Annotated in this window: 20 protein-coding genes and 2 riboswitches; of the genes, 10 read left to right on the top strand and 10 right to left on the bottom strand. The window is 73.9% G+C overall.

Annotated features, from left to right (window positions below):
• Positions 1–60: 60 nt before the first annotated feature.
• Positions 61–1,188: a cobalt-precorrin-5B (C(1))-methyltransferase gene (locus ACGFZF_RS09220; RefSeq protein ID WP_393552364.1), complete on the bottom strand. Its 1,128-nt coding sequence runs from the start codon at positions 1,186–1,188 to the stop codon at positions 61–63.
• A 12-nt stretch (positions 1,189–1,200) separates the two neighbouring features.
• Between ACGFZF_RS09220 and ACGFZF_RS09215 the strand changes: the two genes are divergently transcribed.
• A complete protein-coding gene (locus ACGFZF_RS09215) occupies positions 1,201–1,938 on the top strand; it encodes a cobalt-precorrin-6A reductase (RefSeq protein ID WP_393552361.1) in 738 nt (245 codons plus the stop codon).
• A gap of 61 nt (positions 1,939–1,999) precedes the next feature.
• On the opposite strand, the gene ACGFZF_RS09210 is transcribed toward ACGFZF_RS09215, so the two are convergent.
• From ACGFZF_RS09210 to ACGFZF_RS09200, 3 genes are read right to left on the bottom strand one after another with little or no spacing between them, the layout of a single operon-like run.
• Positions 2,000–3,502: a precorrin-2 C(20)-methyltransferase gene (locus tag ACGFZF_RS09210; protein ID WP_393552358.1), complete on the bottom strand. Its 1,503-nt coding sequence runs from the start codon at positions 3,500–3,502 to the stop codon at positions 2,000–2,002.
• Entirely contained in the window at positions 3,499–4,134 is a 636-nt protein-coding gene (locus ACGFZF_RS09205; RefSeq protein WP_356609023.1) for a precorrin-8X methylmutase, read from the bottom strand. Before ACGFZF_RS09205 ends, ACGFZF_RS09210 begins: the two co-directional genes overlap by 4 nt.
• A 14-nt stretch (positions 4,135–4,148) precedes the next feature.
• Entirely contained in the window at positions 4,149–5,579 is a 1,431-nt protein-coding gene (locus ACGFZF_RS09200) for a cobalamin biosynthesis protein CobG (RefSeq protein WP_393552356.1), read from the bottom strand.
• Positions 5,580–5,631: 52 nt separating this feature from the next.
• Positions 5,632–5,775, top strand: a riboswitch (cobalamin riboswitch).
• 33 nt (positions 5,776–5,808) lie between these two features.
• Between ACGFZF_RS09200 and cobN the strand changes: the two genes are divergently transcribed.
• Positions 5,809–9,423 carry a cobaltochelatase subunit CobN gene (gene cobN, locus ACGFZF_RS09195; RefSeq protein WP_393552353.1) on the top strand — a complete coding sequence of 1,205 codons (3,615 nt, stop codon included), beginning with the start codon at positions 5,809–5,811 and terminating at the stop codon, positions 9,421–9,423.
• A gap of 198 nt (positions 9,424–9,621) precedes the next feature.
• Here cobN and ACGFZF_RS09190 read toward each other — a convergent pair whose 3' ends face one another.
• Complete coding sequence (locus ACGFZF_RS09190; RefSeq protein WP_393552350.1) at positions 9,622–10,578, bottom strand: nucleoside hydrolase; 957 nt, start codon at positions 10,576–10,578, stop codon at positions 9,622–9,624.
• 204 nt (positions 10,579–10,782) lie between these two features.
• Complete coding sequence (locus tag ACGFZF_RS09185; RefSeq protein ID WP_393552347.1) at positions 10,783–11,385, bottom strand: histidine phosphatase family protein; 603 nt, start codon at positions 11,383–11,385, stop codon at positions 10,783–10,785.
• A 95-nt stretch (positions 11,386–11,480) separates the two neighbouring features.
• A riboswitch (cobalamin riboswitch) is annotated at positions 11,481–11,562 on the top strand.
• Between the two features lie 58 nt (positions 11,563–11,620).
• Here ACGFZF_RS09185 and ACGFZF_RS09180 point away from each other — a divergent pair.
• Together ACGFZF_RS09180 and ACGFZF_RS09175 are read left to right on the top strand one after the other, a co-directional pair.
• Positions 11,621–11,851 (top strand): CbtB-domain containing protein, encoded by a 231-nt coding sequence (locus tag ACGFZF_RS09180; RefSeq protein ID WP_147980660.1) that lies wholly within the window; start codon positions 11,621–11,623, stop codon positions 11,849–11,851.
• A gap of 14 nt (positions 11,852–11,865) precedes the next feature.
• Entirely contained in the window at positions 11,866–12,687 is an 822-nt protein-coding gene (locus ACGFZF_RS09175; protein WP_393552344.1) for a CbtA family protein, read from the top strand.
• 82 nt (positions 12,688–12,769) lie between these two features.
• On the opposite strand, the gene ACGFZF_RS09170 is transcribed toward ACGFZF_RS09175, so the two are convergent.
• The gene (locus ACGFZF_RS09170; protein WP_393552342.1) at positions 12,770–13,729 is read right to left on the bottom strand and encodes a D-2-hydroxyacid dehydrogenase family protein; all 960 of its coding nucleotides are present in this window, start codon (positions 13,727–13,729) and stop codon (positions 12,770–12,772) included.
• A gap of 168 nt (positions 13,730–13,897) precedes the next feature.
• Here ACGFZF_RS09170 and ACGFZF_RS09165 point away from each other — a divergent pair, with 168 nt between their 5' ends.
• Positions 13,898–15,364, top strand: coding sequence for an APC family permease (locus ACGFZF_RS09165; RefSeq protein ID WP_393552339.1), 1,467 nt, complete (start codon positions 13,898–13,900; stop codon positions 15,362–15,364).
• Positions 15,361–15,801: a hypothetical protein gene (locus ACGFZF_RS09160; RefSeq protein WP_393552336.1), complete on the top strand. Its 441-nt coding sequence runs from the start codon at positions 15,361–15,363 to the stop codon at positions 15,799–15,801. Before ACGFZF_RS09165 ends, ACGFZF_RS09160 begins: the two co-directional genes overlap by 4 nt.
• Positions 15,802–15,861: 60 nt before the next feature.
• On the opposite strand, the gene ACGFZF_RS09155 is transcribed toward ACGFZF_RS09160, so the two are convergent.
• Positions 15,862–16,602: a PP2C family protein-serine/threonine phosphatase gene (locus ACGFZF_RS09155; RefSeq protein WP_393552333.1), complete on the bottom strand. Its 741-nt coding sequence runs from the start codon at positions 16,600–16,602 to the stop codon at positions 15,862–15,864.
• A gap of 144 nt (positions 16,603–16,746) precedes the next feature.
• On the opposite strand from ACGFZF_RS09155, the gene ACGFZF_RS09150 reads away from it, so the two are divergent.
• The 4 genes from ACGFZF_RS09150 (at position 16,747) to ACGFZF_RS09135 (ending at position 20,132) form a co-directional block, all read left to right on the top strand.
• The gene (locus ACGFZF_RS09150) at positions 16,747–17,046 is read left to right on the top strand and encodes a hypothetical protein (protein WP_393552330.1); all 300 of its coding nucleotides are present in this window, start codon (positions 16,747–16,749) and stop codon (positions 17,044–17,046) included.
• 187 nt (positions 17,047–17,233) lie between these two features.
• Positions 17,234–17,716, top strand: a complete 483-nt coding sequence (locus tag ACGFZF_RS09145; RefSeq protein WP_393552327.1) for an SAM-dependent methyltransferase — start codon at positions 17,234–17,236, stop codon at positions 17,714–17,716.
• A 158-nt stretch (positions 17,717–17,874) separates the two neighbouring features.
• Positions 17,875–18,651 (top strand): hypothetical protein, encoded by a 777-nt coding sequence (locus ACGFZF_RS09140; protein ID WP_393552324.1) that lies wholly within the window; start codon positions 17,875–17,877, stop codon positions 18,649–18,651.
• A 110-nt stretch (positions 18,652–18,761) separates the two neighbouring features.
• Positions 18,762–20,132, top strand: coding sequence for an FAD-binding oxidoreductase (locus ACGFZF_RS09135; protein WP_393552321.1), 1,371 nt, complete (start codon positions 18,762–18,764; stop codon positions 20,130–20,132).
• 81 nt (positions 20,133–20,213) lie between these two features.
• On the opposite strand, the gene ACGFZF_RS09130 is transcribed toward ACGFZF_RS09135, so the two are convergent.
• Positions 20,214–21,413 (bottom strand): PP2C family protein-serine/threonine phosphatase, encoded by a 1,200-nt coding sequence (locus ACGFZF_RS09130; protein ID WP_393552318.1) that lies wholly within the window; start codon positions 21,411–21,413, stop codon positions 20,214–20,216.
• 98 nt (positions 21,414–21,511) lie between these two features.
• The gene (locus tag ACGFZF_RS09125; protein ID WP_393552956.1) at positions 21,512–21,748 is read right to left on the bottom strand and encodes a hypothetical protein; all 237 of its coding nucleotides are present in this window, start codon (positions 21,746–21,748) and stop codon (positions 21,512–21,514) included.
• Positions 21,749–21,822 lie beyond the last annotated feature (74 nt).

Below are 21,822 nucleotides of genomic sequence, written 5' to 3'. Positions count from 1 at the left end.
CGCCCCGCCCCGGCACGCCTGCCCCGGGTCCGCCCCGGCCGCGGGCGGTCCGCCGGTGCGTCAGTCCCGGCCGGGCCCTCTGGTGCCGGACCGCCCCACCACCGTGCCCGCGCGGTCGATGCAGACGACGTCCACCGCGACCGGGGCGCCGCGCAGCACCGCGAGGGCCTCGTCGCGGGCCGTCGTGGCCACCAGGTCGCCGAGCGGGACCCCGGCCGCCTCGCACAGGCGCAGCGCCGCGAGGCCCGTGTTCGCCGTGGAGATCTCCGCGGCCAGGGCTTCGGACGCGCCGCCCGAACGGGCCAGCTCCGCGAGGAACGGCTTGTCGACCTGCGAGCGGGCCGAGTGCAGGTCCAGATGGCCCGCCGCAAGCTTGGAGAGCTTGGCGAAGCCGCCGCAGATCGTGAGGCGGTCGACGGGGTGGCGGCGGATGTACTTGAGCACGGCGCCCGCGAAGTCGCCCATGTCGAGCAGGGCGATCTCCGGCAGTTCGTGGAGCGTGGCGACGGTCTTCTCCGACGTGGAGCCGGTGCAGCCGGCCACGTGGCGCAGCCCGGCCGCGCGGGCCACGTCCACACCGCGGCGGATGGAGTCGATCCACGCCGAGCAGGAGTAGGGGACGACGATGCCGGTCGTGCCGAGGATGGACAGCCCGCCGAGGATGCCGATCCGCGGGTTCCAGGTCGAGCGGGCGATCTCCTCGCCGTGGTCGACGGAGACCGTGATCTCGACGTCGCCCGGGGCGCCGTGCAGGGCGGCGACCTCGGCGACGTGCTCGGTCATCATGCGGCGCGGCACGGGGTTGATCGCCGGCTCGCCGACCTCCAGGGGCAGGCCGGGCAGGGTCACCGTCCCGACGCCCGGGCCGGCCCGGAAGACGACGCCGGAGCCGGGCGGCAGGAGCCGTACCGTCGAGCGGACCAGCGCGCCGTGCGTCACGTCCGGGTCGTCGCCCGCGTCCTTGACGACCGCCGCCATGGCCTGTCCCGCCGTGCGCTCCTCCGCCGCCAGGGCGAAGGCCGGGCGCCCGCCGCGCGGCAGCGTGATGGTGACCGGGTCCGGGAAGTCGCCGGTCAGCAGCGCCGTGTACGCGGCCGTGGTCGCCGCCGTCGCGCAGGCACCGGTCGTCCAGCCCGGGCGCAGACCCGTGTGCTTGAGTTGGGCGTCGCGCCCGCCGCCTGAGCTCATGGATGGACTCCCATGCACGTACTGATACTCGGAGGGACCACCGAGGGGCGGGTCCTGGCCGAGGCGCTCCACCCGGGCGTCCGCGTCACCAGCTCCCTGGCCGGCCGGGTCGCCCGTCCCCGGATGCCGGTGGGCGAGGTGCGGGTCGGCGGGTTCGGCGGCACGGAGGGGCTGGCGGCGTGGCTGGCCGAGCAGCGTGTGGACGCGGTCATCGACGCCACCCATCCCTTCGCGGAGCACATCAGCTTCAACGCGGCCGGTGCGGCCGCCTCCGCCCATGTTCCCCTGCTGGCGCTCCGCCGGCCCGGCTGGGTCCCGGTGGCGGGCGACGACTGGCACGAGGCCGCGTCGCTCGACGACGCGGCCTCCCGGCTGGCCGGTCTCGGCGAGCGGGTGTTCCTGACGACGGGACGCCTGGGTTTGGCGGCCTTCGCCGCGTGCCCCCAGTGGTTCCTGGTCCGCTCGGTGGACGCCCCCGACACCCCGATGCCGGCCCGCGCGGAACTGCTGCTGGATCGGGGCCCGTTCACCCTCGGCGGGGAACGCGAGCTGCTGCGCCGCCACCACGTCGACGTCCTGGTGACGAAGGACAGCGGCGGCGCCGCGACGGCGCCGAAGCTGACCGCGGCCCGCGAGGCGGGGATCCCGGTCGTGATCGTCCGCCGCCCCCCGGTCCCGCACGGCGTCCCGACGGCGGCGACCCCCGGGGAGGCCGCCGCCTGGGTGCTCGGCCGGACCGGGACGGCGTAGGCCCCGGAGCCCCGGGAGGCGTGCCGGCCGACGCGCCTCGGAGACCCGGCGCGCGGGCGCCTCAGCCCTGCGCCGGCTCCGGGTAGCGGCGCGGGGTCCAGGCGATCGTCCGGCCGTCGCCGCGGTCCACGGCGCGCGTCTGCGACGAGCCGATCAGCAGCAGCGTGCGCATGTCGACCTCCGACGGATCCAGCGTCTTCAGCGTGACCACCCGGACCGACTGCTCCGGGCCGCCCACGTCACGCGCCACGACCACCGGCGTCTCGGGGGAGCGCAGGTCGAGCAGCAGCTCGCGGGCCGCCGCCACCTGGTGCGTGCGGGAACGGGAGCCCGGGTTGTACAGCGCCAGGACCAGGTCGGCGGAGGCCGCCGCGCGCAGCCGCTCCGCGATGACGTCCCAGGGCTTGAGGCGGTCGGACAGCGAGATCGTCGCGTAGTCGTGGCCGAGCGGGGCGCCCGCCGCCGCTGCCGCCGCGTTCGCCGCGGTCACGCCGGGCAGGACCCGCACGGGCACGTCCGCGTACCGGGGCTCCGAGGCGACCTCCAGGACGGCCGTCGCCATGGCGAAGACGCCCGGGTCGCCGCCCGAGACGACCGCGACGCGCCGGCCGCGCCGGGCCAGGTCGAGGGCGAACTCGGCGCGCTCGGACTCGACCTTGTTGTCGGAGCCGTGGCGCCGCTGGTCGGGCCGCAGGACCGGCACCCGGTCCAGGTAGGTCGTGTAGCCGACGAGGTCGTCGGCGTTGACCAGCGCGCCGCGCGACTCCGGCGTCAGCCACGGCGCGCCCGCCGGGCCGGTGCCGACCACGACGACCTCGCCCCGCTCCCGGGACTCGGGTGCCACGGCGTCGATCCGCGAGGGCAGCACGGCCACCGAGAAGTACGGGACGGAGTCCGGGTCGATGTCCGCCAGGGCGCCCGTCCGCTCGCCCGCCATCGTCGCGCGCTCCACGTACCGCGCGTCGTCGATGCGGCCGGCCCGCTGCAGGGCCCGGCGCACGGTCGGGAAGGTCCGGCCCAGCTTCATCACGACCGCCGAGTCCGTGGCCGCGAGACGGGCCGTCAGCTCGTCCTCCGGCAGCGTGCCGGGGATGATCGTCAGGACCTCCTCGGCCTCGCACAGCGGCTCGCCGAGCCGCGCCGCCGCCGCGCTGACCGAGGTCACGCCGGGGATCACCTCGGTCTCGTAGCGGTGCGCGAGGCGCTTGTGCATGTGCTGGTACGAGCCGTAGAAGAGGGGGTCTCCCTCGGCGAGGACGGCGACCGTGCGGCCCGCGTCGAGGTGCGCGGCGAGCAGCGCCGACGCCTCCTCGTAGAAGTCGTCCAGGGCGCCCCGGTAGCCGCCGGGGTGGTCCGTGGTCTCCACCGTGAGCGGATACATCAGCCGCTCCTCGATGTGGTCCTCCCGGATGTGCTCCGCCGCGATCGACCGGGCGATGGAGCGGCCGTGGCGCGCCGAGTGGTACGCGACCACGTCCGCCTCGGCGATGGCCTGCGCGGCGCGCAGCGTCATCAGGTTCGGGTCGCCGGGGCCGAGGCCCACGCCGTACAGCTTGCCGCTCATGCCTGGATCTCCTCCTCGGTCGCGATCGCGTTGACGGCGGCCGCGGTCATCGCGCTGCCGCCGCGCCGGCCCCGGACGACGAGGTAGTCGAGGCCGAGGTCCTGGGCCGCCAGCGCGTCCTTCGACTCGGCGGCGCCGATGAAGCCGACGGGTATGCCGAGCACCGCCGCGGGCCGGCCCGCGCCCTTCTCCACCATCTCCAGGAGCCGGAAGAGGGCGGTGGGCGCGTTGCCGATGGCGACGACCGAGCCTTCGAGGCGGTCGCGCCACAGCTCCATGGCCGCCGCGCTGCGGGTCGTGCCCAGTTCGGCCGCGAGCGCGGGCACCGAAGGGTCGGAGAGGGTGCAGACCACGTCGTTGCCGGCGGGCAGGCGCTTGCGGGTGACCCCGCTCGCCACCATCTGCGCGTCGCAGAGGATCGGCGCCCCGGCGCGCAGGGCGGCGCGGGCACGCGAGACGACCTGCGGCGAGTACGCGAGGTCCCGGACGAGGTCGACCATGCCGCAGGCGTGGATCATCCGCACCGCGACCTGGCTGACGTCGGCGGGCAGACCCGCGAGATCCGCCTCGGCACGGATCGTGGCAAAGGACTGGCGGTAGATCTCCGCCCCGTCCTTCTCGTAGTCGAACATCCTGTTGCTCTCGCTCATCTCGTGGGTGTGGACGGGCCGCGGGCCGCAGCGACGGCGTCGGGGAGGTCTGTACGAGGGGTGGGGCGCCCGTCCACCAGGTAGTGGCCGTCGGCGGTGGCGACGACGTCCACCCAGGTGCGCGGGAGGGCGCCGCCGGCCGTGCCGTGCGGGTGCCCGCAGCGCCGCTCGCACCCGGAGAACTGGACGGGGAGTCCGCCGGCGCCCCGGCCCGGGGTCGCGTCCGCGCGGACGTCGGCGAGGGACTTGGCGCACCCGGGACGGCCGGTGCACGCGCCGACGCCGAGCCAGGGCGAGTCCGCCCGCGTGAGCAGACCGGTCTCGGCGAGCGAGGCGAGGCGGGCCTCGGCGGCGGCCCGGTCGGCGAAGCCGGTCACCACGGCGCCCCGCCAGGGGGTGAGCCGCAACTCGCCGACGGCGCCTCCGGCGGGGGCCGGCCCGGGAGCGAGTGCCCTCAACTGCGCGGCGGTCAGACGTCCCAGGTGCAGGGAGACGGAGACGGCGTGGGCGCCGGAGACCGGATGCCCGAAGACTCCGGGCAGCGGCCCGGCGAAGGCGGGGCGGGTGGTGCCGACGGGTCCGGTCCGCGTGGTCGGGGGTCCGGTGGGGGCGTGCGGAGGTGCGGCGGCGGCCCGTCCCGTTGTCCGGACGGCGTCCGCGGGCCGCGCGGGGACGCCCGCGCGGCGCAGGGCGTCCGCGAGGTCGGGCTCGACCCCCTCGGGGAGTTCCTTCACGCGCCAGGCACCCGTGCCCGCCGCCCGCGCGGCGACGAGGAAGGCGTCCGCCGCGGCGAGCGCCGCACGGGCCGCGTCGGCCCGCGCGACGCGGAAGGTCCGGCGTCCCACCCGCACGAGGACGTCGTCCGCCGGGGGAGCCGTCCCGTCGTCCACCGGGGATCCCGTGGCGGGCCCCGCTGAGAACAAGGTCACATCCGCGCCCAGGCCGCCCACGTCTCCGCGGCCGTCGTCGAGAGCGAAGAGGAATCGGCCGGAAAGCGCCGTCGTCCACGCCTCCCCGCACAGCAGCCCGTCGAGCTCGCGCGCCCACAACTGGACGTCTCCGCAGCCGATTCCGTCCGCTCCGGCCAGGGGCGAGGCGATGATGTTCCGGATGCGTTCGTGCGCCGCGGAGGGCAGCAGGCCGGCGTCCGAAAGCAGCTCCGCCAGCTCCGTCCCGCAGCCTTCGCCGAGGCCCCGCAGCTCGACGTTCCCGCGCGACGTGACACTGATCCGCCCGTCGCCCAGCGTCTGTGCCGCATCGGCCAGAACCTGTGCCTGATGCCCCGTCAGAATGCCTGCGGGCAGGCGGAGTCGGGCCAGGCGGCCGTCGTCGGCGGGGTGCAGTCGCAGGGCCCCCGGGCAGGCGTCGCCACGTTCCCGTATGAACGGTTCGCCCCGGTTGGGCGTTGTGGGTGGGGTGGGCGGCATGGCGGCGAGCATACCCACGTCGTTCCGGGCGCCATCCCTGCGCGGGGCGGTCAGGATCTACTATGCAGACGGCATGGGGTCCCAGGACCCCGGGGAGGAAGCCCGGTGAGAATCCGGCGCGGTCCCGCCACTGTGAGCCGGCCCCTGAGACGGGGCCGGTGAGTCAGGAACTCCCGCCGTCCACACGACCACCCGGGGCGCGGAAACCCCGAGGAAGGCCTGCGCTCGCATGCGAATTCTGTTGCTGTCGCACTCCGACACCGACCTGCTCAGCGCCCGCGCGGCCGGGGGACCGGTCGAGTACCGCTTCGCCAACCCCGCCCGGCTTCCCGCCGCCGACCTGCCCGGTCTCCTGGACGGCGCCGACCTCGTCCTGGTCCGCCTCCTCGGCGGCCTGCGGGCCTGGGAGGAGGGTCTCGACGCGCTGCTCGCCGACGACCAGCCGCGGCCGGTGGTCGTGCTCTCCGGCGAACAGGCCCCCGACGCCCAGCTCATGGAGGCCTCCACGGTCCCCATCGGCGTCGCCACCGAGGCGCACGCCTACCTCGCGCACGGCGGCCCGGACAACCTGGAGCAGCTGGCCCGCTTCCTCTCCGACACCGTGCTGCTCACCGGGCACGGTTTCGAGGCCCCGGCCGCCGCCCCGACCTGGGGCCCGCTGGAGCGCACCCCCCGCACCACCGACGGCCCGACCGTCGCCGTGCTCTACTACCGCGCCCACCACATGAGCGGCAACACCGGCTTCGTCGCCGCGCTGTGCGAGGCACTGGAGGACGCCGGCGCCCAGGCCCGCCCGTTGTTCGTGGCCTCCCTGCGCGCCCCCGAGCCCGAGCTGCTCGACCGTCTCCGTGACGCCGACGCGATCGTCACCACCGTCCTCGCGGCCGGCGGCACCAGGCCCGCCGAGGCCCAGGCCGGCGGCGACGAGGAGGCCTGGGACGCGGGCGCGCTCGCCGCTCTCGACGTGCCGATCCTCCAGGCGCTGTGCCTCACCGGCTCGCGCGCCGCGTGGGAGGAGAACGACGAGGGCCTGTCGCCGCTCGACGCGGCGAGCCAGGTCGCCGTCCCCGAGTTCGACGGCCGGCTCATCACCGTCCCCTTCTCCTTCAAGGAGATCGACGAGGACGGGCTGCCGTCCTACGTCGCCGACGCCGAGCGCGCCGCCCGCGTCGCCGGGATCGCCGTCCGCCACGCCCGCCTGCGGCACATCCCGAACGCCGAGAAGAAGCTGGCGCTCGTCCTCTCCGCCTACCCGACCAAGCACTCCCGGATCGGCAACGCGGTCGGTCTGGACACCCCCGCCTCCGCCGTGGCGCTGCTGCGCCGGCTCCGTGAGGAGGGCTACGACTTCGGCCCCGTCGAGGAGGTCCCCGGCCTGGTCTCCGGCGACGGCGACGAGCTGATCTACGCCCTGATCGAGGCCGGCGGCCACGACCAGGACTGGCTCACCGAGGAGCAGCTCGCCCGCAACCCCGTCCGCATCCCGGCCGCCGACTACAAGCGCTGGTACGCGACGCTGCCCGCCGAACTCCGCGCCTCCGTCGAGGAGCACTGGGGCCCGGCGCCCGGCGAGATGTTCCTCGACCGCTCCCGCAACCCCGACGGCGACATCGTGCTCGCCGCGCTGCGCCGCGGGAACCTGCTGGTCGTCATCCAGCCGCCGCGCGGCTTCGGCGAGAACCCGATCGCGATCTACCACGACCCCGATCTGCCCCCCTCGCACCACTACCTGGCCGCCTACCGCTGGATCGCGGCCCGCGCCGAGGACGGCGGCTTCGGCGCCGACGCCATGGTCCATCTGGGCAAGCACGGCAACCTGGAATGGCTGCCGGGCAAGAACGCGGGCCTGTCCGCGGCCTGCGGCCCGGACGCGGCCCTCGGCGACCTGCCGCTCGTCTACCCCTTCCTGGTCAACGACCCGGGCGAGGGCACGCAGGCCAAGCGGCGCGTGCACGCCACCCTCGTCGACCACCTCGTGCCGCCGATGGCGCGCGCCGACTCGTACGGCGACATCGCGCGCCTGGAGCAGCTGCTCGACGAGTACGCGCAGATCTCCTCGATGGACCCGTCCAAGCTCCCCGCGATCCGCGCCCAGATCTGGACGCTGATCCAGGCCGCCAAGCTCGACCACGACCTGGGGATGGCGGACCGGCCCGACGACGACGGCTTCGACGACTTCCTGCTGCACGTCGACGGCTGGCTCTGCGAGGTCAAGGACGCCCAGATCAGGGACGGTCTGCACGTCCTCGGCGGGGCGCCGGAGGGCGAGGCGCGGGTCAACCTGGTCCTGTCGATCCTCCGGGCCCGGCAGATCTGGGGCGGTACGCAGGCGCTGCCGGGCCTGCGCGAGGCGCTGGGTCTGGACGAGTCGGCCGCGACCCGTACGACCGCCGACGACGCGGAGGCGAAGGCCCGCGAGCTGGTCGAGGCGATGGAGGCCGCGGACTGGTCGGTGGACGCGGTCCCGGCGGTCGCCGGGGCGTACGGGCCCGAGGTCGCCGACGTGCTGCGGTTCGCCTGCGAGCAGGTGGTTCCGCGGCTGGCCGGGACGACCGACGAACTCACGCACGCCGTCCACGCGTTGAACGGCGGCTTCGTGCCGGCCGGCCCCTCGGGCTCGCCGCTGCGCGGCCTGGTCAACGTGCTCCCGACCGGACGCAACTTCTACTCCGTCGACCCCAAGGCCGTTCCCTCCCGCCTGGCGTGGGAGACCGGCCAGGCGCTCGCCGACTCGCTCCTGGAGCGCTACCGCGCCGACAACGGCGAGTGGCCGACCTCGGTCGGGCTCTCGCTGTGGGGCACGAGCGCGATGCGCACCGCCGGCGACGACGTCGCGGAGGCCCTCGCCCTGCTCGGCGTCCGCCCGACGTGGGACGACGCCTCCCGCCGTGTGAACGGCCTGGAGCCGATCCCCACGGCGGAGCTCGGCCGTCCGCGCATCGACGTGACGCTGCGTATCTCCGGCTTCTTCCGTGACGCGTTCCCGCACGTCATCGGGCTGCTCGACGACGCGGTGCGGCTCGCCGCCTCGCTGGACGAGCCGGCCGAGTCGAACTTCGTCCGGGCGCACACGCAGGCGGACCTGGCCGCGCACGGGGACGAGCGGCGCGCCACCACCCGGATCTTCGGCTCGCGGCCGGGCACCTACGGCGCGGGCATCCTGCAGCTGATCGACTCGCGCGACTGGCGCACGGACGCGGACCTCGCCGAGGTCTACACGGTGTGGGGCGGTTACGCGTACGGCCGGGGCCTCGAAGGCCGCCCGGCCCGGGCGGAGATGGAGACCGCGTACAAGCGGATCGCCGTGGCCGCGAAGAACACGGACACGCGCGAGCACGACATCGCGGACTCCGACGACTACTTCCAGTACCACGGCGGCATGGTGGCGACCGTCCGCGCGCTCAAGGGCACGGCCCCCGAGGCGTACATCGGCGACTCCACCCGTCCGGAGACGGTCCGCACGCGGACGCTGGTGGAGGAGACCTCCCGCGTCTTCCGCGCCCGGGTGGTCAACCCGAAGTGGATCGAGGCGATGCGCCGCCACGGCTACAAGGGCGCCTTCGAGCTCGCGGCGACGGTGGACTACCTGTTCGGCTACGACGCGACGACGGGCGTGGTCGCCGACTGGATGTACGACAAGCTCACCGAGACGTACGTCCTGGACCCGGAGAACCAGGCCTTCCTGAAGGAGGCCAATCCCTGGGCCCTGCACGGCATCGCGGAACGCCTGCTGGAAGCCGAGTCCCGCGGCATGTGGGAGAAGCCGGACCCGGAGGTCCTGGACCGCCTGCGCCAGGTGTTCCTCCAGACGGAGGGCGACCTGGAGGGCGGCGACGAGGACTGACGCCCACCACGGGCCGCGACGGGCGCGAGCCCGCCCCGGGTCGCGATCCCGGCCGCACGCCTGTGCGGTCGGGACGGTTTCCGGGGCTCCCCGTCCGTTCGGCGAGGGGCTCGCGGCCGGTTCGAGGGCCTGGCGGGGCAGGGAGCGGGACGTCTCGTGGTGACGGCCGTGCGGCTCTCCTCCGCGGAAAGCGAGACGCTACGTCTCGTTCGCTCGGGTGCCGAGTACCCGGACCGCCTCGACGACCAGATCCCAGAACCCGGGCACGTCGACCTCCATGCCCACGTCGACGTGCGGCGCGACACCCGTCACCCCGTCCAGGTCCACCACCGTCGCCCCTCGTGTGTACGTCCCGGTCAGCTCCACGGACACCGCGGCCCGCACCAGGCTGACCAGCGACGGGTCGATCAAGTGGGCCACGGTCAGCGGATCGTGCAGCGGCGGCGCGTCGAAGCCGTAGACCTCGCGGTAGGTGGAGGCGAAGAAGGTCAGCAGCTCGACGCAGAGCCGGCTGAGCGGCGTGTCCAGGGCCGCGATACGGGCGACGACATCGGGGGTCGCGCGGACCTGGTGGGTGGCGTTGAGGCCGAACATCGTCACCGGGAGCCCGCTGGTGAGGACGATGTCCGCCGCCTCCGGATCGCACAGGATGTTGAACTCCGCGGCCGGTGTGGTGTTCCCGCGGCCGGTCGAGCCGCCCATCAGCACGATCCGCTCGATCCGGGGGGTCAGTTCCGGATGGGCGAGCAGCAGCGTCGCGATGTTCGTCAGCGGCCCGGTCGGCACCAGGGTCACGGGCACCGGGTGTGCGAGCAGGGTGTCCCGGATCAGCGTGAGGGCGTCGCGCGGGTCCAGCGGGACGCGCGGCTCGCCCGCACCCCAGCCGGGGCCGTCGAGTCCGGTGCGTCCGTGGATGTCCTCGGCGAGCCGCGGCCTGCCGTGCAGCGGACTGTCCCGGCCCGCCGCGACCGGCACGTCGTCGAGGCCGGCGGCGTCGCACACCCGGCGGGCGTTGAGGGTCGTCTTCTTCAGGGACTGGTTGCCGGCCACGGTGGTGATGGCCAGCAGCTCGACGGCCGGGTGCGCGGCGGCCAGCAGGATGTTGAACGCGTCGTCGTGGCCGGGATCGCAGTCGAGGATCACGGGTACGGCCATACCGCCACCGCCCCACAGCTGTGCCCCGCCGTCACCGGCCCTCGCTCGCCCGTCGCCCGTCGCAGGCGCATGGGTCCTCCGCTCGGAACGTCCGCAGACCGCCCTGCGGCTCCGCGCACCAGTCAACAGCCCGAAGACGGGTGGCGCATGTCGAACCGGCGATTGCCCGCCCGCCCCGGCCCCGCACTGCCCCGGTCGGCCTGCTCAGGCGGTGTCGCCGGCCGCCCCGGTGAACGGCCCGTCGAGGCGCAGGTTCCAGCGGCCGGAGCGGCCGCTGAGGTGCACGCCGGCCAGCGGCCGCACGTCCAGCCGCCAGAAGATCCGGTCGTCCGCGCCGAGGGCGTGGACCACTGCCGCCCGGACGACGTCGGGCTCGGCCACGACGAGCACCCGGTCCGCCGGGTGCGGGGCGTCCAGCCAGCCGCCGACCCGCTCGCGCAGCGCCCGCAGGGACTCGCCGCCGTGCGGGGCGGCGTCCGGGTCGGAGAGCCAGGCGGCGACCGACTCCTCCTCCTCGCCCACGAGCCCGTCCAGGGTCCGGCCCCGCCAGCGGCCCATCGCGCAGCCGGCGAGGGCGTCCACGGGAGCGGCCGCCGGGAACCCGAGCGCCTCCGCCGTCTCCCGGCACCGGACCGAGGGCGAGACGAGGACCCCGGCGGCACCGACCGTCCGGCCCGGTGCCAGTGCCCGGCCCAGCTCCTCGGCCCGGGTCCGGCCGGCCGCCTCCAGCGGTCCGCCGTCGTCGAAACGGGCCTCGCGCAGCGCCGCGTTCACGGCGGGAGCGATCAGCGTGACGCGTACGGTCATGGGTGACACATCCCTCAGGCTTCCGTGCGCTCTTGGCCGCGAGGGCCACGCGCGGTACGTTCTCCGCGACATTTCCATATCGACGACAGCACGACGGAAGCCGGTGCAACTCCGGCACGGTCGCGCCACTGTGAGCCGTGTCCGCCCGAACCAGGGGCGGAACGCGGTGAGTCAGACCCGAACGCTGTCGTCGCGCACCACCGTATGGGACGCGAGTTCCCGAGGAGGTACCACCATGGCCGAGGCCCTCGCCTCATCCGCCGTCTCTTCCACCCCCACCGTCGCCCTTCCGGCATCCCTGCCGGTCCGCGCCGTGCTGCCCTGGGCCGCGTTCGCCGGAATCCTGATGCTGGTCGCGCTCTACTTCGTCGGCGCCGAGCAGGGCGCCCTGTCCGTGTTCGCGGGCAGCGACGTGCACGAGTGGGTGCACGACGGTCGTCATCTGCTCGGCTTCCCCTGCCACTGAGGGGCGCCACGCACATGAACACCGCAACCGGTTCCACCGTGGGAAGACTGCTGCTCCGCGGCATGCTCGCGGGTCTGCTCGCCGGACTGTTCGCCTTCGCCGTCGCGTACGTCGCCGGTGAGCCGTCCGTCGACGCCTCGATCGCCGTCGAGGAGGCCGCGGCCGCCAAGGAGGCCCACGCCGACCACGGCGCGACGTCCGGGCACGCCGCCGAGCACGCAGCCGAAGAGGAGGAGGAGCTCGTCAGCCGGGACGTCCAGTCCACGGCCGGCCTCGCCACCGGCGTCCTCGTCTACGGGGTCGCGCTCGGCGGCATCGCCTCCCTCGCGTTCTGCTTCGTCCTCGGACGGGTGGGCCGCTTCACCCCGAAGGCGACCGCGGCGCTCGTCGCCGCCGCCGCCTTCACGACCGTCTACCTGGTGCCGTTCCTCAAGTACCCGGCGACCCCGCCGGCGGTGGGCAACCCGGACACCATCGGGAAACGCACCACGCTCTTCTTCCTGATGATCGCGTTGAGCGTGCTGCTCGGCATCGCCGCAGTCGTGGCGGGCCGCCGTCTCGCGCCGCGCCTCGGCAACTGGAACGCGACCCTGGTCGCGGGCGCCGGCTTCGTCGCCGCGCTCGTGATCGCCTGCGCGGTCCTGCCGGGCAACGAGGACGCGGTGCAGGAAGGCTTCCCGGCCGCCGTGCTCTGGGACTTCAGGCTGGCGACCCTGGGGATCCAGCTGGCGTTGTGGGCGGCCTTCGCGGTCGTCTTCGGCCTGTTCGCGCAACGACTGCTCACACCGCGCGAGGAGGCACCCGCCCCGGCGGCCCGGACGGCTTCGGCCGTCTGAGCCCCCACCACCGGCGCCGGTGACGGCCCCGTACCCTCCCCGTCCGCGGAGGGTACGGGGCCGTTCCCGTCTCCCCGGTCCCTCAGTCCAGTTCGCGGATCGGCGCCCCGGCCAGCCATGCCTCGATGTCCTCGACCGCCCCGCCGTGGAACCGCGCGTAGTTGGCCTCCGTGACGTAGCCCAGGTGCGGCAGTGCGAGGACGTTCGGCAGCGTGCGCAACGGGTCGTCGGCCGGGAGGGGTTCGGTCGCGAAGACGTCGAGGCCCGCCCCCGCGATCCACCCCTCGCGCAGTGCCCGCAGCAGCGCCTCGCCGTCGACGAGGCCCGCGCGGGAGGTGTTGACCAGACGGGCCGTGGGACGCATGGCGCGCAGCTCGTCCTCGCCGACGATGCCGCGGGTGCGGTCCGAGAGCACCAGATGGAGCGAGACGACGTCACTGCCGGCCATCAACTCCCTCTTGTCGGCGGCGCGTCGGACACCGTGCTCGGCGGCACGCTCGTCCGTCAGGTGCGGGCTCCAGGCGAGGACGTCCATGCCGAAGGCGAGTCCGACCCGGGCGACCCGGCCGCCGATCCGGCCGAGGCCGAGGAGCCCGAGGGTCCGTCCGGCCAGGTCGGTGCCGACGGTGGACTGCCACGGGCCGCCCTCCCGCAGCCCCTGCGCCTCGGTCCGCACGTGCCGGGCCAGCCCCAGGATCAGCGCCCAGGTCAGCTCGACGGGCGGTTCGGCGCTGCTGGCGGTGCCGCAGACCGTGATCCCGTGGCGGGCGGCCGCGGCCAGATCGATGGAGGCGTTGCGCATCCCGGACGTGACGAGCAGCCGCAGCCGGGGCAGCCGGTCGAGCAGCTCCGCGTCCATCGGGGTCCGCTCCCGCATCACGACCACGATCTCGCAGTCCTCCAGGGCGGCCACCAGCGCGTCCCGGTCGGCCAGATGCTCGCGCAGGACCCGGACGTCGACGCGGTCGGCGAGCGTGCTCCAGTCGGCGGAGGCGAGGGCGACGCCCTGGTAGTCGTCGAGTACGGCACAGCGCAGCTTCATGGCGCCCATGATCGCCCACAGGAGCCTACGGCAGGGGGCGCGGGCGCGCGCGGTGGTACTGCGGCACACGGGTGAGCGGCCCGACCCGACAGGACAAACCACGGAGTGGGCCGAAGAATTGCCCTGATTCGTCCCGATCCAGGGAACGTTCCGGAGAGCGGAGAACGCATGAGTTCCATGGACGTCCCCGCCGAGGTGCCCCGGCAGGTGACCCACGCGGCCGCCGCCCGCACACCGGCCAACCCCACGATGACCTGGGTCACGCTGGCCCTCATGACCACGGCGTCCGTGGCCAGCCTGCGCGCCGCCCCGACGATGGCGGTCTACGGCCTGGCGTGCGTCTTCCTCTACCTGGTCCCGGCCGTCGTCTTCCTGCTGCCGACCGCCCTGGTCTCCGCCGAACTCGCCTCCGGCTGGACCGGCGGTGTCTACCGCTGGGTCTCCGAGGGCCTGTCCAAGCCGCTGGGCTTCCTCGCGGTCTGGTGCCAGTTCGCGATGACGATCTTCTACTACCCGAGCCTGCTGGCCTTCGTGGCCTCCACGATCGCGTACATCATCGACCCGGCGCTCGCCTCCAACGGGCTCTACACCGCCATCGTGATCATGGTGCTGTACTGGACCGGCGTGTGGGTCTCCTCGCGCGGCACGAAGGCCCTGGCCGGACTGGCCAGTTGGGGCCTGGTCATCGGCACCCTGATCCCCGGCACGGTGCTCGTCGTGCTCGGCATGGTCTTCCTCGGCCAGGGAAACCCCTCGGCCGCGCCCATGAACGCGAACCACCTTCTCCCGCAGTGGACGGGTCTGGCGAGCCTGGTCCTGATCGTCAACAACTTCCTGTCCTACTCGGGCATGGAGATGAACGCGGTCCACGTCTCCTCGCTGAAGGACCCGCCGCGGGAGTACCCCAAGTCGATGTTCCTGGCGGTCGTCCTGGTCCTGCTGATCTTCATCCTGCCGGCGCTCGCGATCAGCTGGGTCGTCCCGGCCGACCAGCTCAGCCTCACCGCGGGTGTGATGCAGGCCTTCGAGGCGTTCTTCTCGTACTTCGACGTCGGCTGGATGACCCCGATCGCCGCCGTCATGCTGATCTCGGCCTCCCTGGCCGGCATGCTCACCTGGCTGGCCGGACCCTCGAAGGGCCTGCTGGAGATCTCGCGCAGCGAGGGCTACCTGCCGCCGTTCCTGCAGAAGCTCAACAAGTACGGAATCCAGCAGAACATCCTCGTCGCCCAGGGCGTCGTGACCTCCCTCATCGCCCTCGCGTACGCGTTCATCCCGAACGTGTCGAGCGTCTACTGGATCTTCTCGACGATCACCACGCAGGTGTACCTGATCGTCTACCTGCTGATGTTCGCGGCCGCCGTGCGGCTGCGGAAGACCCAGCCGGACCATCCGCGCGGCTACCGGGCCCCCGCGCTCGGCCTGATCTGCACCGTCGGCTGGCTGTCCTCGCTCGCGGCGCTCATCATCGGCTTCGTCCCGCCCTCGCAGTTCGGCGGCGGCAGCATCTGGTCGTACGTCCTGTTCATCGGCTGCGGTCTGGGCGTCCTCGGTCTGCTGATCCCGTGGCTGTTCCTCCACTTCCGCAAGCCCAGCTGGCGTACGGCCGCGGCCGACGACGGAGGTGCCTCATGAGTCCCACCCGGTTCGCCTCCGAACACAAGTGGATCTACGTGGGCGCGATCGTCCTGCTCGTCGGGATGGTGGTCGTCGGCCTGATCCAGTACAGCGCCGTCCGGCGGACCAACCAGACGGCGAAGAAGGCCGACGAGCTGAACACGAAGCTGGTCGAGGCGGGCTTCCCCGCGCCCGACACGGACATCACCGAGCGCCTGCTCGGCACCGACGGCGGCGTCGTCTGCGAGGACCCGGGCAGCACCCTGAACAACGCCCTGTGGAAGATCCACCAGCTCTCCAACGGCGCGACGGGCCCGGGCATGCGACCGGTCATCGCCGACAGCACGGCGGTCGAGATCGAGCGGATCGTGCTCCAGGTGTACTGCCCCGACAAGGTGGACGAGTTCGAGGACGACCTCGGCGACCTGAAGACGGACGACACGGTCCGCAGGTGAACGCGGGCCGCGCGGGCGCCCCACCCGCGCGGCCGGTGGCCGGGCGGGTGCGGCGGCCCGCTACGCGCCGATCCGGATCAGGGCGAGCGTGATGTTGTCGGGCCCGCCCGCCTCGATGGCGGCCTTCCAGAGCTCGAAGGCCGCCCGGCCGTCGTCGTGGGCCCGCAGCAGCCCGTCGAGGACCTCGTCCGGGACCGGGTCGGTCAGGCCGTCGCTGCACACCAGGAAGCGGTCCTCCGCGGCCAGCGGGCGCTCCTCCACGTGCGGGGTGACGGCGCTGAAGACACGGCTGCCGCCGAGGGTCTGGGTGACGAGGGACGTGGTGCGCCGGCCCGGCTCCGGCGGCGGGCTGTCGTCCACGCTCAGCCTGCGCAGCCGGTCCGCGCCGGCGTCGTACACCCGGCTGTCGCCGACGTTGAAGACCAGCAGCGAGTCCGGCAGGACGACGACCCCGGCGACCGTGGTCCCCATGGTGGCCTGCTCGGGGTCGTCGCTCGCGGCCTCGTACACCGCGCGGTTACAGGTGTTCAGCGCGTGCCGGACGGAGTCGGCGCCGCCCAGCGACGTGCCCGCCCGGGCCAGCCGGCCGACCACCAGGGCGCTGGCGACCTCACCGGCCGGCTGCCCGCCCAGGCCGTCGGCGACGGCCACGACGAGCGGCGTGCCGAGGGGGAACAGGAAGGTCTGGGGGTTCTCGGTCACCGTGCCGCACAGCGTCCAGGGACCGATCACGAGACTGTCCTCGTTGTGCTCGCGGACCAGCCCGGCATGGCTCAGCGCGGTGACGGCTGTGTACGGCACCTCGAACCCCGCTCTCCGTCGCGGCGGGCATGTCCCTCACCCCCATTGTCCCGCCGGAATGCGGGGCGCCGCCCACCGGAGCACGCTGGTGCTGGAGCCGCCGGTCCGCCGACCGGCGGCCCGGCCACGAAAGGACTGCCGCAGATGTTCGCGAGGCTGAGCACCTACCAGGGATCCCCGGTTCCCCCGGCGGGGGATCTGACCGCCAACGCCGAGACCGTCGTCGGTCGGGTCAAGGACCTGCCCGGCTTCCTGGGCGTCTACTACCTGGTCGACCGGCCCTCGGGGAAGGCCAGGACGCTGACCCTGTGGGCGAGCGAGGACGCGCTGCGCCAGAGCGAGGAACTGGCGTCCCTGATCCGCGAGGAGGTCGCCACCCGGGAGGGCCAGCGGATCCTCTCGGTCGAACGCTTCGAGGTCGGCTTCAGCCACCTGAAACCGTGACGGCGGCTCCGGCGGGGTGCCCGTCCGGCCCCGCGTGCGGCGCCGGCCCGGCCTCCCGGTCCCGGTCCTCGAAAGCGGCGCCGCGGCCGCCCCTCCGAGGCGATCATGGTGAGGACCCGCGGGCGACCCCCGCCGTCCCGCGCCGCGACCAGGCGCCGGGCACCGCTCCTCACGAAGGGCAGCACCGATGGACGAGAGCACCGAACCGACCGGCCTGACGACCCGCGCGGTGGGACGGGTGATCGGCGGCCGGGAGGAGGTCCGCGACGACGAGTGGGGCGCGATCTCCGCCGTGATCCGGCTGGACGCGGCGCGCTTCGGCCCGGAGGCGCTCGCCGGTCTCGACGCGTTCTCGCACGTCGAGGTCGTCTACCACTTCGACCGCGTGCCGGAGGAGAGGATCGAGACCGGGGCGCGGCACCCGCGCGGCAACACCGACTGGCCGCTGGTCGGCATCTTCGCCCAGCGGGGCAAGAACCGCCCCAACCGCATCGGCGTCTCGCGCTGCCGGCTGCTGCGCACGGAAGGCCTCGACCTGCACGTCCAGGGCCTGGACGCGGTCGACGGCACCCCGGTGCTCGACATCAAGCCGTACATGACGGAGTTCGGCCCCCAGGGCGACGTCCGGCAGCCCGACTGGGCCACCGAGATCATGCGCCACTACTACTGACCGGGGACCGGCGGAGCCGGGCCGATCGGCCTTTCCCGCAAAGGGGTTGGCGTTCCGACGGCCGCCCGGGACGGGGCGGGCGGAACCCCTCGGGACACGGCGTCCGCTCCGTCGGCGCCTCCCCGGGATCGCCGGGCCACGCGGCTAGCCTCCGCGACATGCTCCGTATCGCCGACACCCGCACCGGCCGCCTCGTCGAGGTCCCCTCCGCGCGCCGCCACCTGCTGCGCCTCTGCGTGCACCTGCCCGCCGCCCCGGACGGCCCGGGCGCCGCGGACCTCCGGGTGCCGCTCGTCGGCGACCTGCTGGCGCGCACCGCGGAGCTGCACGGGCTGCAGGCCCACACCGTCCTCACCGCCGCGGGCCCGGGGTGGTCGCCGGAACGGAGCCGGGACCTCGACCGCGCCCTCGCCGCGCTCGGCGTCCACCCGCCCGCCGTGACCGGCACGCCGCCGACGACGGACGCCGCCTGCGCCGCCGCCGACGTGCACGTCCACGCGCGGGGCGAGGTGCCCGACGTGGCCGGCGGGGTGCCGACCGAGGTGGGTTCCGGCGGCGCCGTGGCGCCGGGGCTCCTGGACGCCGCCCCGGCGCCGGGCCGTGATCCGCTCGCCGTCCGGCTGCTGCTGCTCGGCCACCCGCACGCCGCCCCGGTGACCCTCGACGAGGCCGCCCTCGACGCCGCCGGGCGGACGCTCGTCCACTGGCGCCGGCAGGTGGCTGAGTGGGCGCGCGAACCGTCCCGGCCGGTCCCCGCCGAGGTGCTGAGGGACGCCCGCGAGAGGCTCGCCGACGATCTCGGCGTCCCCGCCGTCCTCGCCCTGCTCACCGCCGTTGCCGAGAGCGCCGACGTGCCGCCCGGCGCCCGGTTCGAGACCTTCGCCCTCCTCGACCGCGTCCTCGGCCTGGACCTCGCCCGCGAGGTCGGCAGCTGAGGGAGGTCCTACCGATCCTGCCGGCACCCCCGCGCCCGCCGCCCCTCTCCCCGGTTGAGGCCGTGGCTCATCGGCGTAGCGTGAAGGAGGGGCACGGACGAGGAGCAGTGATGGGCAGGCTCTCGATCGACCAACTGCGTGAGCGGGTACGCGGGATCGTCGTCACCCCGGAGGACGACGGCTACGACACGGCGCGCACGGTCCACAACGCCATGATCGACAAGACCCCGGCGGTGGTGGTGACCTGTGCCAACGCGGGTGACGTCATCGCGGCGGTGGACTTCGCCCGGGAGAACGGGCTCGATCTCGCGGTGCGCGGCGGCGGCCACAGCGTGCCGGGCTTCGGCACCTGCGACGGCGGAGTGGTCGCCGACCTGTCGGCGATGCGCGGGGTCCGCGTCGATCCCGTGGCGCGGACGGCCCGCGCGGAGGGCGGCGCGACCTGGGGCGACCTCAACGCGGCGACCCACGCCTTCGGACTCGCCACGACCGGCGGGATCATCTCCACCACCGGGGTCGGCGGCCTCACCCTCGGCGGCGGCATCGGCTACCTCGCCCGCGGCCTCGGCCTGAGCTGCGACAACCTCATCTCGGCGGACGTCGTGACCGCGGACGGCCGTCTTCTCGTCGCCGACGAGAAGGAGAACGAGGACCTCTTCTGGGCGCTGCGCGGCGGAGGCGGCAACTTCGGCGCGGTGACGTCCTTCGAGTACCGGCTCGCGCCCGTGAAGGACATCTACGGCGGGCCGATGCTCTTCGAGCTGGAGCACGCCGGCACGGTGCTGCGCGCCTTCCAGGAACTGATCGCCGACGCGCCGGAGGAGTTCGGCGGCTTCCCCGCGTTCCAGATCGCCCCGCCGCTCCCGTTCATCCCGGAGGACCGGCACGGCGACACCTTCGTCCTGATCGTGTCCTGCTGGTCCGGCCCGCTGGACGAGGGGCCGCGAGCGGTGAAGCCCTTCCACGACATCGCCCCGGTCGTCGCCGAGCACGTCGGACCGATGCCGTACCCCGCGCTCAACAGCGCCTTCGACGCCCTCGTGCCACCCGGCCTCCAGCACTACTGGAAGGCCAACTTCGTCACCGAGCTGAGCGAGGACGCGATCGAGGCGCACCTGCGGCACGGGCCTCGGGTGCCGGCCGTGAACTCGACGGTGCACATCTACCCGATCAACGGCGCCTGCCACCGGGTGGCGCCGGACGCCACGGCCTTCGCCTACCGCGACGCCTCGTTCGCCACCGTCATCGCCGGCATGTGGCCCGACCCCGCCGACAACGAGGCGAACATCGCCTGGGTCCGCGACTACTACGCGGCCACCGCCCCGCACTCCGAGGAGGGCGGCTACATCAACTTCATGGCCGACGACGACCAGAGCCGCATCAAGGCCAACTACAAGGGCAACTACGACCGCCTGGTCGACGTCAAGCGCGCCTACGACCCGGGCAACCTGTTCCACCTCAACCAGAACATCAAGCCGTAGGCGGGCGGCGCGGGCCCGGCACGGCGACCCGGGCCCCGCGTGTCGCGCGGGACACCGCCGGGCGCACGCCGCATGTCGCGCTCACCCGCGCCACTCGAACAGGACGAGCGTGGCGTCGTCCGAAGTCGTCTCGCCCCGCGCCCGCTTGAGCGTGTGGGACAGGTCCCGTGCCACCGCGCGGACATCCCGGTCCGACCTCTCCAGCTGGTTCACCCAGGCGATGAGCTGGTCCTCGCCGAACTGCTCCTGACCGCTCTCGTGTTCCTCGCTCAGGCCGTCGGTGAAGCAGAGAACGCGGTCTCCCGGCTCCAGCGTCACCTCGCTGACCTGCGGCTGCGCTCCCCCGAATCCGACGGGGAGGGTCGTGGGGCTGTCCAGCCGGTGGACGACGCGATGGCCGCGGATCAGCATCGGAGCGGGGTGGCCCGCGTTCACCCACTGCAGGCTCCCGGTGCTCGTGTTCAGTCGCATCATCTGCGCGGTCACGAAGTGGTCGGGGGCGAACTGCTCGGCCACGGCCCGGTCCATGAAGAAGTAGATCTCGGACAGCTCGACGCTGATCCGGCGGGCGTGGCGGTAGGCGCCGATCGCCACCGTGGCCATGGTGGCCGCGTCCAGCCCGTGACCCATCGCGTCGATCATCGCGAGGTGAAGGGTGTCTCCGTTCAGCGCGTAGTCGAAGCTGTCGCCCGCCACGTCGTAGGCGGGCTCCAGCAGTCCGGCGACCGCGACGCGCGGCGTCACCATGGACACCGGCGGCAGCAGGGACCACTGGATCTCCGCGGCGACGCTCATCGGCTCGCTGCGCCGGGTCCGGAAGAACAGGTCGGTGTACTCGCTCCTGGTCCGCATCATCTCGGCGACGATGGCCGCGACCCTCCACAGGATGCGGCGGTCCTCCTCGTCGACGGTGTCCAGGGTGACCGCCAGGACGCCCGCCTGACTGCCGCCGTTCAGCAGCGGCAGATGGACCCGTACGCCGTCGGCCACCACGGTCTCGAGGGGGAGCGAGGTGAGGAGGCAGCGGCCCGCGTCGGAACCGTCGACAGCAAGCGGACCACCGCTCGCCAGTCCCTCGCCGGCCAGCGGGACCAGGTACTGCTGGCCGTAGTCCTGGAGCAGGATCCACGGGTCGCGGCCTCCCAGCCTGGCCACCACGTCGGCGAAGAGGGGACCCAGCAGGTGGGGAGGCAGCTCGTGCGCATCGTCCAGCAGCAGGCCCAGCAGTGCCTCTCCGAAGCTCTCCGAACGGTCCGGACTCCCACCCTGTCCGATGGTCATCCAGTGCCTCCTACCCGGCGGCGGTCCGGCGCTGTGGCTTCCAGGATGCGCCTCCGCCACCGGTCACGCCACGTGGCCGACGCCGCCGGTGACGGCCGTCAGGACTCCTCGGCGTGCGGTCCCTCGCCGGTGCCGGGCCGGCTGGTGGCGAGCCAGGAGCGGGCGGGGCCGGCCGCTGCCTGGGTGTCGACGGTGAGGTGGAGCCGGGTGCCGCCGCCGGGGGCGGGGTAGCTGCGCTGTTCGGTGCCCGAGAAGCAGCGGCGCAGCACTTCGGCCACCGCCCGGGCCGTCTCCGGCGAGGCGGCGACGATCCGGACTTCCGCGTGCCCGGCCATCGGCAGGGACTCGGTTTCGTAGGGGTCCACGGCGGGACCGTCCTCTCGGAGGGGTCGCGTCCGGGCCGACAGGC

The organism is Streptomyces sp. NPDC048338 (assembly GCF_043201055.1).
GTDB lineage: Bacteria > Actinomycetota > Actinomycetes > Streptomycetales > Streptomycetaceae > Streptomyces.
The sequence above is the reverse complement of the archived record's forward strand: the minus strand, read 5'-3'. Positions and strand labels throughout refer to the sequence as shown.